Source organism: Photobacterium pectinilyticum (assembly GCF_024357955.1).
Taxonomy (GTDB): Bacteria; Pseudomonadota; Gammaproteobacteria; order Enterobacterales; family Vibrionaceae; genus Photobacterium; species Photobacterium pectinilyticum.
Genome location: NZ_JANEYT010000055.1, coordinates 1 through 11,823, shown reverse-complemented (window position 1 = coordinate 11,823; position 11,823 = coordinate 1). Strand labels below are relative to the sequence as shown.

Annotated in this window: 6 protein-coding genes, 1 tRNA gene, 2 rRNA genes and 1 riboswitch; of the genes, 3 read left to right on the top strand and 6 right to left on the bottom strand. The window is 49.5% G+C overall.

What is annotated here, in order from left to right; genetic code table 11:
- Positions 1-37: 37 nt before the first annotated feature.
- The gene (locus NHN17_RS18690) at positions 38-1,783 is read left to right on the top strand and encodes a PglL family O-oligosaccharyltransferase (protein ID WP_255044149.1); all 1,746 of its coding nucleotides are present in this window, start codon (positions 38-40) and stop codon (positions 1,781-1,783) included.
- An 80-nt stretch (positions 1,784-1,863) separates the two neighbouring features.
- Here NHN17_RS18690 and NHN17_RS18685 read toward each other — a convergent pair whose 3' ends face one another.
- Positions 1,864-2,982: a pyridoxal-phosphate-dependent aminotransferase family protein gene (locus tag NHN17_RS18685; protein WP_255044148.1), complete on the bottom strand. Its 1,119-nt coding sequence runs from the start codon at positions 2,980-2,982 to the stop codon at positions 1,864-1,866.
- A 254-nt stretch (positions 2,983-3,236) separates the two neighbouring features.
- Positions 3,237-3,423, top strand: a riboswitch (Lysine riboswitch).
- Between the two features lie 108 nt (positions 3,424-3,531).
- Between NHN17_RS18685 and lysC the strand changes: the two genes are divergently transcribed.
- Complete coding sequence (gene lysC / locus NHN17_RS18680; protein ID WP_255044147.1) at positions 3,532-4,914, top strand: lysine-sensitive aspartokinase 3; 1,383 nt, start codon at positions 3,532-3,534, stop codon at positions 4,912-4,914.
- 108 nt (positions 4,915-5,022) lie between these two features.
- Here lysC and metH read toward each other — a convergent pair whose 3' ends face one another.
- Positions 5,023-8,694: a methionine synthase gene (gene metH / locus NHN17_RS18675; RefSeq protein ID WP_255044146.1), complete on the bottom strand. Its 3,672-nt coding sequence runs from the start codon at positions 8,692-8,694 to the stop codon at positions 5,023-5,025.
- A 203-nt stretch (positions 8,695-8,897) separates the two neighbouring features.
- Here metH and NHN17_RS18670 point away from each other — a divergent pair, with 203 nt between their 5' ends.
- Entirely contained in the window at positions 8,898-10,181 is a 1,284-nt protein-coding gene (locus tag NHN17_RS18670; RefSeq protein WP_255044145.1) for a cation:proton antiporter, read from the top strand.
- A 71-nt stretch (positions 10,182-10,252) separates the two neighbouring features.
- Here NHN17_RS18670 and metA read toward each other — a convergent pair whose 3' ends face one another.
- The 4 genes from metA to rrf (NHN17_RS18650) form a co-directional block, all read right to left on the bottom strand.
- Entirely contained in the window at positions 10,253-11,194 is a 942-nt protein-coding gene (gene metA / locus NHN17_RS18665) for a homoserine O-acetyltransferase MetA (RefSeq protein WP_255044144.1), read from the bottom strand.
- A 241-nt stretch (positions 11,195-11,435) separates the two neighbouring features.
- Positions 11,436-11,551, bottom strand: a 5S ribosomal RNA gene (gene rrf / locus NHN17_RS18660).
- Positions 11,552-11,559: 8 nt separating this feature from the next.
- Positions 11,560-11,635 (bottom strand) — tRNA-Thr (locus NHN17_RS18655).
- A 47-nt stretch (positions 11,636-11,682) separates the two neighbouring features.
- Positions 11,683-11,798: ribosomal RNA gene (gene rrf, locus NHN17_RS18650) — 5S ribosomal RNA — on the bottom strand.
- Positions 11,799-11,823 lie beyond the last annotated feature (25 nt).

The window sequence follows — 11,823 nt, the reverse complement described above, 5'->3', positions numbered from 1 at the left end:
TTTGTTTGATTAAGACAGTGAGACCCAGCGAATCACCATGACAGTGTTATATGTAAAAGGCACCAACCTTGCCGAGAAAGGGATCAGCAAGCCGATGATAAAACCCTTCTTGGTGTCTCTCGGAATCCTGTTCCTGCTGGCAATGCATTACTTCCAGCACAACCCTGGCGGCTCAGGACTCGAGCTCTCATACAATGCCATGAGCTGGATCCCGTTCAGCTTCGCCATTGCCTTCGGTTTGCTGGAAATTTGCCGACAGCGGGTGTGGCGTTACTCGCGACTGACTGTCGTCCTCACCCTCTGCTGTGTCTTACTGACACTGCCGGTGTTCTCCCCCAATGCTAACATCGGACAAAGCCTGCCGAGGCTACTTGGTTTATGGGCCGGTTTGCTCTTTTTCGTCGGTTTGCAACAGTTTTCCTTCAACCACAAACAACGCCAGCGCATGCTGTGGTTTGTGCTCGCCGCAGTATGGATTCAAGCAATATTCGGCTGGGTACAATTTATGCTGCTGGAGCCAGGCAACCCTATCGGCTATGACACCGTTGCCAACCGTCCTTACGGCATCTTCCAGCAACCCAATGTCATGGCCAGCTTTTTAGCCACCGGTCTGGTACTATCCGGTTATCTACTGGCACGCATTCCTATGTACCGTGGTAGGTGGAGTTGGCAACAGTGTTTCTTGCTACTGACCCCGGTCATTACCCTGCCGCTGCTTGTCGTACTAAGCTCCCGCACCGGTTGGCTCGGCGCCACCATGGGTACTCTGCTACTTATCCCTTACCTGCGCCGCTTTGCCGCCAAGGCACAATGGCGAATGTGGCTACTGATGATAATACTGGGGCTAAGCCTGTCATGGCACATCAACAGTACATCGGGCTGGTCGCCGCAGGAGAACCGCCTGAGCTTGGTCAGTGCCCGTGCGATGCATATTCCTCAAGCCGCCAATATGTTCCTTAACCAACCATTAACCGGTTACGGCTATGGCACGTTTGAAGTCAGCTATATTACCCAAACCGCCCGATGGCATCACGACAACCCAGCCAACCCTTCCGGTATGGCTGGCCTCGATCATCCTCACAACGAACTGGTATTCTGGGCTGCTGAAGGCGGCATTATTCCGCTTCTGGCATTATTGGCAGCCGCTGGGGCGGTGCTGCTCAAAATAAAGAAAGCACGGGAAGGTACCCAACTAGCCTTGATCGGCTTATTTTTCCCAATCGTTCTGCACTCCCAGTTGGAATACCCATTCTATCACTCGCTGATCCACTGGGTGATCTTCGTTATTTTGATTTACTGGGCCGATAACCTGACCGCCAAATACTACAAGAAGAAAATGGAGTATATCCTGTCGATCCGGGCGCTAGTGCTGACAATACCGCTGATCACCACAGGTTTCATGGCGACAACCCTGTACTCTGGCACTCAACTCACTAAGTACGAAACCAACCATCCGGCCAATGTGAATTACCTGCTGCGAGTCAATAACCCTTGGGCATGGCAAAACCGATTCGAATGGGATCTGCATGTCACCCAACTTCACCAGGGTATTGCCAGTAATAATCCAGCTTTGATCCAGGATTACATCGACTGGGCCCAGCAAAAGGCCAAGCAATGGCCACGCATCGCGCTTTATCAAAACCTGATTGCTGCTTATAACCAACTAGGTCAGAAAGAGATGGCCTCCCAAATTATGGATGAAGCCCAATACCTGTATCCAAAATATGCGTTTTTAAAGGAAACGGACTTGTCCGCTCAGACTGCTGAAAATGGGACGCCATAAACCCTATGGGGTGATGTTAAAATGAAAAAAGGGCTACCCGAGGTAGCCCTTTTTACTAATTAAACCGCAATAGCTTAGATTCACTTAAGAGTTGTTTCTAGCGCCCGCAGGCACAATGCCACGTTTTCACTGCGAGCGGCATAGCCCATCAAGCCGATACGCCACGCTTTGCCAGCAAGTGCACCAAGACCTGCACCAATTTCCAAATTATAGCGCTCCAACAACGTTTTCCTCACCTCGGCATCATCAATGCCCTCGGGAATATATACTGCATTGAGCTGTGGCAAGCGATGTGCCTCATCAACCACAAATTTAATCCCTAATGGCTCCAGACCTTCACGTAATTCTAGATGGGCATCTTTATGGCGCTGCCAAGCATTCTCCAAACCTTCATTGTGTAGCAATACCAAGGCTTCATGCAGCGCATATAGGCTGTTCACTGGCGCGGTATGGTGATAGCTTCGCTTGCCTTCACCGCTCCAGTAACCCAGTACCAAGCTCTGATCTAAAAACCAACTCTGGACGGGCGCTTGACGGCTCTGGATCTTATCGATGGCTTTTTCAGAGAACGTTAATGGTGACAAGCCCGGAACACAAGACAGGCACTTTTGACTACCAGAATACACCGCATCAAGTTGCCATTCATCCACCAGCAAAGGGACGCCCCCGAGCGATGTCACGGCATCGACAATTGTCAGGCAGTTATGCTCACGGGCCAACTTGGCAATAGCTTCCGCATCGCTCAGCGCACCAGTTGAGGTTTCGGCATGAACAAAGGCCACGATTTTGGCATCTGGATGGCTCTCGAGCGCCAAGGCAACCAAGGTCGGGTCTACCGGCTCGCCCCAGTTGTTATCCACCATCACCGCCACGCCACCGCAGCGCTCGACATTCTCGCGCATCCGATCGCCAAACACGCCATTGCGACAGACAATCACTTTATCACCCGGTTCAACCAAGTTAACAAAGCAGGCTTCCATACCGGCGCTCCCTGGCGCAGAAACCGCAATCGTGAAGGTGTTTTGAGTCTGGAAAGCGTATTGCAGTAACTGTTTGAGTTCATCCATCATGCCGATGAATAGTGGGTCTAGGTGGCCAATCGTCGGGCGGCTAAGGGCCTGCAGCACCTGCGGGTAAATATCCGATGGACCGGGTCCCATGAGGGTACGCTGTGGTGGGTAAAAGCTACCAATCGTCATTCTTATTTTCCTCCCTGGCGGTAAGAGTGGCATTTGCCTCGTTATTGTAAGGTACTGATTGACTATATCAGTATTAGACTAATTATGCTTATCTCAAATCATTTCCCCCTTCCGGTATATAGAGCCCTCCCTATTTGTGACAATTTCTTGCAAATTTTATGCATATTTTATTCTTACCCAATTGACAACCGACTAGGAAATCCGGTTCAATATAGATCGTTTTTTGTTCATCCTGAGAAAGGCTTTTCTCAGGTGAAGACAGAAGAGGAGCGTTACCCAGGTATCTAGATTGCGGGGCCCCACCCCAAAGCAGTCTTGAGAGGGGGAGTAACGCCGAGATACAACATGACAGGGGGCATGGTGTATCGGCTACGAAGGTTGAATCCTTCTGGCTGTCATCTATTCATCGTGGTAATGAATAGATGGGGAGCTTCTGGTTGTTGTACCGGTTTACATCTTACCTTTTTGCTCTCCTGACTTATTGTCGGGATTACCATCCCGATCCCCCTGTTAATTGCGTTTATACTCTTTAATTCTGGGAGACTCGTTGTGAGCTTTGTTGAAAATAACTTTACTATTCCTCCACCGATAACCGTAGCGAAATTTGGCGGTACTAGCGTAGCCGATCATGCCGCCATGAGCCGAAGTGCCACGATCATCAAGGATAACCCTGCTGCCAAAGTAGTGTTGATCAGTGCCTGCTCCGGTGTTACCAACCTGTTAGTTGAACTTGCAAATGGAATTGCCAATAACGAACAGCGATCCCAGCGGCTACAGCAATTGAAATCGATACACCAAAACATTATCGACAAACTGGCTCACCCTGAAGCCGTTGCTGACCACATAGAACAATTAATCAATACTGTGGCAAACCTTGCAGAGCAGGCTATTGACGCGCCTTCAACTAAGCTGACCGATCAGCTGGTTGCCCATGGCGAGTTGTTGTCGACCCACCTGTTCAGCCAGATTCTCAACGAAATGGGGGCTTCAGCCCTGCGTTTCGATATCCGTTCAGTTATGCGCACTGACGGCCAGCATGGTAAAGCCGTTCCGGATATTGATGCTATCCATCAGCTTGCCGATGAACAGCTTCAGCCACTGCTAGCTAGCGATACGATTATCGTATCCCAAGGCTTCATTGGCTCTGACAGTGATGGGCAAACGACGACTTTAGGCCGCGGCGGTAGTGATTACAGTGCCGCTTTAGTCGCCGAAGCTATCAGCGCGGGCACTCTGGAAATCTGGACCGATGTACCGGGTATGTACTCCACAGATCCGCGTATCACTGCTAATGCCAAGCCAATCAGCGAGATAAGCTTTAGCGAAGCCTCTGAAATGGCTAATTTCGGGGCAAAAATTCTCCATCCGTCGACCCTGTTGCCAGCAGTCCGCCAGCAGATCCCTGTCTTTATCGGTTCATCAAAAGCACCGGAACAAGGTGGTACCTGGATCCGCCAACAGGTCAGCGAACCACCAAAATTCAGAGCTTTGGCACTGCGCTGTAATCAAACCATGGTGACGCTAACGAGCCTGAATATGTTCCAAGCCTATGGGTTCCTTTCAGAGGTCTTCCGTATTTTGGCCGAACACAAAATCTCGGTCGACTTGATCACCACATCAGAAGTCAGTGTGTCACTGACTCTGGATCAAACCGATACCGGCGGGGGCGCACCTAGCCTACCTGCCGCAGCGATGGAGCAACTGAGCCAGCTATGCCGGGTAGAGGTTGAACAAGATCTTTGCCTAGTCGCACTGATCGGGAACGATCTCGGTGATGCACCGGGTGCCGCAACCCAGGTCTTCAGTCGCCTAGAGCAATACAGTCCACGGATGATCTGCTTTGGTGCCAGCACCCACAACCTGTGCTTCTTGGTCAAAACCGAAGAATCACGCGAAGTGGTCAAGGTATTGCACCACGGTCTGTTCGAGTAATATCAAGCTGAATTCAGCCGATAGATACAAAATAAGAAAAGGCGCTCACTGAGCGCCTTTTTTATCTGTGCTGATTAACTTCAAACTCGGCAGAACTATAAGCAACAGCTAGTTATTCAAGTTCGGACCCAGCCATTTTTCAGCCTCGATAAGATCCCAGCCTTTACGATCGGCATAGCTGTCACGTTGATCATTCTGGATCTGGGCAATCGCAAAGTAGCGAGAGTCTGGGTGGGAGAAATACCAACCCGATACCGACGCACCCGGCCACATGGCATAGCTGGTTGTCAGTGACATATCGATCGTCTCTTCTACCTTCAGCAACTCCCACAAGCTGCCCTTTTCCGTATGCTCCGGACAGGCTGGATAACCCGGTGCAGGGCGGATCCCTTGGTATTTCTCACGGATCAGATCGTCATTGGACAAATCCTCCTCCGGCGAATAACCCCAAATATCCTTACGCACCTGCTCGTGAAGGTACTCGGCAAACGCTTCGGCCAAGCGATCAGCAATCGCTTGGATCATAATGGCATTGTAATCATCCCCTGCCGCCTTATAAGCATCGGCCAGGTCACGCTCACCAATCCCCCCCGTTACCGCAAAGGCACCGATCCAATCCGCTTTCCCGCTCTCTTTTGGCGCGATGTAATCAGACAGGCAATAATTGAAACCTTTCGGTTTCTCCGTTTGCTGACGCAAGTTATGCAGTACCTTGGCAACCTCAGTGCGAGACTCGTCAGTATAGACCTCGATATCATCGCCTACACTGTTGGCCGGGAACATGGCACACATACCACGGGCTTCCAGCAAGCCTTCCTGCTCAACGCGGTCGAGTAAGTCATTAGCATCTTTAAACAAACGGCGGGCTTCCTCACCCACTTCCTCATGATCAAGGATGGCCGGATATTTACCCATCAACGACCAGGTCATGAAGAATGGCGTCCAGTCGATATACTGGCGCAGGATCGCCACATCAAAGTCCTCAAACACTTGAACACCCGATTTACATGGTGCTGGCGGCGTATAGCTCTCCCAGTCAATGGCCACGCGATTTGCCCGCGCCACTTCCAGAGAAACCGGCTTGGTCTTGGGCCGCTTACGGCTGTGCTGATCACGCACCCTGACATAATCGGCATCGAGTTTTTCGACAAAGGCCGGACGCAGCTCATCAGATAGTAACGAAGTACACACCCCAACGGCGCGAGAAGCGTTGTTCACATACACAACCGGATGGCTGTAGTTCTGCTCTATCTTCACTGCCGTATGCGCTTTGGAGGTTGTCGCCCCGCCAATAAGTAAAGGTAACTCAAAGCCTTGTCGTTCCATTTCCTTGGCGACATGTACCATCTCATCAAGTGATGGAGTGATCAGGCCGGATAGGCCAATGATATCGACATTTTCTTCCTTGGCGACCTTGAGGATCTTTTCACACGATACCATCACACCCAGATCGATGATCTCGTAGTTATTACACTGAAGTACAACACCTACAATATTTTTACCAATATCATGAACATCGCCTTTTACCGTTGCCAGCAGGATCTTGCCGTTAGTACTTCCGGCCTGCTTCTCAGCATTGATATATGGCTCGAGGTGGCCAACGGCTTGTTTCATGACACGGGCAGATTTCACCACCTGCGGCAGGAACATCTTGCCTTCACCGAACAAGTCACCAACCACGTTCATACCGTCCATCAACGGTCCTTCAATGACCTCCAACGGCTTGGATGCATTCACCCGCGCTTCTTCGGTGTCTTCGACAATAAACTCGGTGATGCCTTTGACCAACGCATGCTCAAGTCGTTTTTCTACCGGCCAGGTGCGCCATTCCAAGGCAGAGGCATCTTCTTCTTTACCGACGCCTTTATTGGCATATTCAGCAGCAATGTCCAACAAGCGTTCCGTCGAGTCATCACGTCGGTTCAGCACCACATCTTCGACGGCCTCACGCAATTTTTCTGGAACGTTGTCATAGACTTCAAGTTGACCTGCGTTGACGATCCCCATATCCATACCATGCTTGAAGCAGTGATAAAGGAAAACAGCATGGATAGCCTCACGCACATAGTTATTACCACGGAACGAGAAAGAGACATTGGACACGCCACCAGAGATCATCGCATGGGGCAAATCACGCTTGATATCGGCGACAGCTTCAATGAAGTCCACCGCATAGTTATTGTGCTCATCAATACCGGTCGCAACGGCAAAGATATTCGGGTCAAAGATGATATCTTCCGGCGGGAAGCCGACCTCATCAACTAATATCCGGTAGGCATTGGTACAAATTTCCAGCTTGCGCTCTCTGGTATCAGCCTGCCCGACTTCATCAAACGCCATCACAATCACAGCAGCGCCGTAGCGGCGGATCAGCTTGGCCTGCTCAACAAACTTCTCTTTGCCTTCCTTGAGCGAGATAGAGTTAACAATTCCCTTGCCCTGAATGCACTTCAGGCCAGCTTCGATCACTTCCCACTTAGAGGAGTCGACCATGATAGGAACTTTTGATATTTCCGGCTCAGAAGCACATAGGTTGAGGAATCGAACCATGCACGCCTCAGCATCCAGCATCCCTTCATCCATGTTGATATCGATGATCTGAGCGCCGTTTTCGACCTGCTGACGGGCGACATCCAGCGCCTCGTCATACAACTCTTCTTTGATCAGGCGTTTGAATCTTGCCGAGCCGGTAACATTAGTTCGCTCTCCAACATTAACAAACAAGGTATCCTTCTCGATGATCAAAGGTTCAAGGCCAGATAGTCGGCAACTAACCGATAATTCTGGTAATGCGCGAGGGCTCACCTTTGCCACAGCTTCGGCCATCTGGCGGATATGCTCCGGCGTGGTACCACAACATCCTCCGACCAAATTAAGGAAGCCACTCTGCGCCCACTCTTTAATATGCTCGGCCATCTCTTCCGGGGACAAATCATATTCGCCAAACGCGTTTGGTAGGCCGGCATTCGGATGGGCAGATACCGCACATTCGGAGATGCGTGACAGTTCTTCAACATACTGGCGGAGCTCATCAGGCCCAAGTGCACAGTTCAAACCAAACGAGATTGGTTTGACATGACGAAGAGAATGGTAGAAAGCTTCTGTTGTTTGGCCCGAAAGAGTCCGACCAGAAGCATCGGTGATGGTGCCAGAAATCATGACCGGCAGCGAACAACCATCTTCGTCAAAAACAGTATCCACCGCAAATGCACAGGCTTTAGCATTAAGAGTATCGAAAATAGTTTCGATAAGGATGATATCGGCTCCGCCTTTGATCAACGCACGCGTTGACTCGGCGTAAGCCTCAACAAGCTGATCAAAGGTAACATTTCGGTAGCCGGGGTCGTTCACATCCGGTGAGATAGAACAGGTACGGTTAGTCGGGCCAAGTACGCCAGCAACAAAACGCGGTTTATCCGGCGTCTTTGCCGTCCACTCGTCAGCGACTTGGCGAGCGAGTTTGGCTGCCTCAAGATTAATCTCACCACTCAACGCTTCCATCTCGTAATCAGCCATCGCGATCGTGGTTGCGTTGAAGGTGTTAGTCTCTAAGATATCAGCACCGGCCTCAAGATAAGCTACGTGAATATCTTTGATCAATTGCGGCTGTGTCAGTACCAGTAAGTCGTTATTGCCCTTGAGATCCATGTGCCAATCGGCAAAACGCTCACCGCGATAATCTTGCTCTTCCAGCTTATAGTCCTGGATCATGGTGCCCATGCCACCATCAATGATCAGGATCTGCTCTGCCAAGCGCTTATTTAATAAATCCTTGCCCATCAACACCACTTTACTTCCTTATCTAATGTTACAGCTAGTTCACATCCTACCATAGCAACAATGGAAATCTAGACGTCTAAAGGGCTTTTCATTGATTAAATTTTAACTCATTGAAAGAAATTAGTGATAGCTATCGAGCAGTGATAGATTTATATTTTGACACAATTTTCAGCTTTACTTTAAATCACCATCGAGGTCATGGGATGTCAGTTTACAGCACCCTCTGTTTCCTAGCGGCAGCAGCTATGCTTATCGCTTTTATAAACAGCAAAATAGGAAAAATGCAGACCACTATCGCCATTACCGCGGGAGCATTGATGCTATCTCTAGGCATTATTGTTGCCGGACATAATGGCTGGTTCTATCTTGAAAATATTGCTGCAAGCCAACTTGGCGAGATCAACTTTGAAAACTTCTTGCTCAAAGGGATTTTGGGGTTCTTGCTCTTTGCTGGCGGCTTGGGGATCAAACTGCCTCACCTTGAAGACCAAAAGTGGGAAATCACCACACTGGCACTGGCGGCGACCTTGTTCTCGACCTTTTTTATCGGTTTTGCTTTATGGGGCATTTGTCAGGCTATCGGTATCCAGCTCGACCTGATCTATTGCCTCATCTTCGGCTCACTGATCTCTCCTACTGACCCGATAGCGGTCCTCGCTATAGTAAAAAAACTCGATGCACCAAAACGGATTTCTACCCAAATTGAGGGCGAATCTTTATTCAATGACGGCTTTGGCCTTGTCATTTTCGTTACCCTGTTTACCATCGCTTTTGGTAACGAAGCCCCTACTATACTAGGTGTTGGCCAATTGTTCCTACAGGAAGCCATTGGCGGTATTGCCTACGGCTTTGCTCTTGGTCTGATTTTCCATTACCTAATCAGTTCAACCAATGACCACTCTATGGAACTGCTGCTGACCCTGGGAATACCAACGGCAGGCTATGTCTTTGCTGATGTCATCCATGTCTCTGGCCCGCTGGCAATGGTGGTATCAGGGATCATGATTGGTAACTGGACCCGCTATATCGGCTTTTCCAAAGAGAGTGAAGATCATCTCGACCACTTTTGGGAGCTGGTCGATGAGTTCCTCAATGGGGTGCTATTCCTTTTGATTGGTATGAGTATGCTGCAGTTCAGTTTCCACCAAGAAGACTGGGTACTGATGGTGATTGCCGTTCCATTGGTCCTCTTGAGCCGCTTCCTCAGCGTCAAGCTCTCTTATCTCGGTTTCCAGCGATACCGAGACTATAACCCGATGTCGGTTAAAATCCTGACTTGGGGTGGGTTACGAGGCGGCTTGGCCCTTGCTATGGCCATGGCTATCCCCGCCGGGGTGATGGTGATCCCGGATAAGAATATCGATGTCCGGGAAATTATGCTGGTCATGACCTATTCGGTGGTAGTGTTCTCGATTCTGATCCAAGGCTCAACAATCACCTCCCTGATCCACAAGGCCAAGCACTGGGAAGCTGAAAACAACACCTAATGTGTTCTCGGCTGGGTCAGCTATATAAAGAAGACCTGCAGATGCAGGTCTTTTTTATCTCACCAAAGGGGCTATTCACCCTTAGTGAAATTAGCTTCAGAAAACTTATCCAAGTCGTAAGGTGTTTGCTGGTAAACACAATAATTCAGCCAGTTAGAAAACAACAAATGACCATGGCTACGCCAACTGCCGATTGGCGGGTTTTCCGGATTGTTATCAGGGTAGTAATTAACTGGCACCTGTGGCTCCATTCCTTCACCAACATCCCGCGTATACTCATTGTGTAAAGTATCGACATCATATTCAGGATGACCGGTTACAAAGACATTTCGCTTGTCTTTGGTTGCCGCCAGGTATACCCCAGCCTGATCCGAGGTAGCTAGAATATCAAGATCAGTATGTTCTGCCAGATACTCTGGCGAGAAGTCCGCATAGCGAGAATGCGGCGCTAGAAAGGAATCATCAAAGCCACGCAAGATCGGATTATGACAATCATGGGTTCGATGCCAATATACCCCAGATAACTTTTCCTTACGTGTACGTTTAGGCAAGTCGTAAAGTAGCTTCAGCCCTGCCTGAGCAGCCCAGCACACGAACAAGGTCGAGGTGACATGCTCCTTAGCCCAATTCATGATGGTTTGGATCTCTTCCCAATACAGTACATCTTCGAACTGAACCAAGCCCAATGGTGCTCCTGTGACAATAAGGCCATCAAAATTACGATCCTTGACCATCTCAAACTGGCGATAGAAAGTGTCCAGATGCTCTGTCGGCGTATTCTTGGTCGGTCGGTTATCAATCCGCAGCAGTTCAACGTCTACCTGTAGCGGGCTATTGGACAGCAGGCGGAGGAACTGGGTTTCTGTTTCGATTTTCTTCGGCATCAAGTTCAGCAGCAACACCTTTAAGGGGCGGATTTCCTGACTTGACGCACGAGCCTCCGACATCACGAAGATATTCTCACCTCGCAAGATATCGGTAGCAGGCAGTTTGTCAGGGATCTTAATCGGCATCGGTGCTTCTCCTTAAACGTTTTCTCGTCTTTACCATCTATTGAAGGGATGTTTAGACGTCCAGATTTCTAAATAAAACTATAAGAGATCCGTCGCGGGTGCAAGTAAAAGAAGATTAAAATAATCAAAGCAAGGTGCTACGAGTATGAAGAAAACTCATAAAAACATGGGGATTGATAATGGCATTTTTGAAAGGCCAGAAATGAAAAAACCCAGCCGTTAGGCTGGGTTTAGAAGAAGAGTTCAGCAATGACCTACTCTCACATGGGGAGACCCCACACTACCATCGGCGCTACAACGTTTCACTACTGAGTTCGGCATGGGATCAGGTGGGACCATTGTGCTATTGTCGCTGAACAAAATCGTGGTGCTAGTACCCAGATTCGAACTGGGGACCTCACCCTTACCAAGGGTGCGCTCTACCAACTGAGCTATACCAGCACTCAATTCTGTGTCGAAATCCGCTGCTGCGAATTTCAAAATTGGGAGCCTGGCGATGTCCTACTCTCACATGGGGAGACCCCACACTACCATCGGCGCTATTACGTTTCACTGCTGAGTTCGGCATGGGATCAGGTGGGTCCATAACGCTATGGTCGCCAAGCAAATTCTTTTGAATATATTCCGCT

Excerpts from the sequence above, each read along its gene's own strand:
- NHN17_RS18690 (WP_255044149.1), top strand. The coding sequence starts at position 38 with ATGACAGTGTTATATGTAAAAGGCACCAACCTTGCCGAGAAAGGGATC.
- NHN17_RS18685 (WP_255044148.1), bottom strand. The coding sequence starts at position 2,982 with ATGACGATTGGTAGCTTTTACCCACCACAGCGTACCCTCATGGGACCC.
- metH (WP_255044146.1), bottom strand. The coding sequence starts at position 8,694 with ATGGGCAAGGATTTATTAAATAAGCGCTTGGCAGAGCAGATCCTGATC.
- NHN17_RS18670 (WP_255044145.1), top strand. The coding sequence starts at position 8,898 with ATGTCAGTTTACAGCACCCTCTGTTTCCTAGCGGCAGCAGCTATGCTT.
- metA (WP_255044144.1), bottom strand. The coding sequence starts at position 11,194 with ATGCCGATTAAGATCCCTGACAAACTGCCTGCTACCGATATCTTGCGA.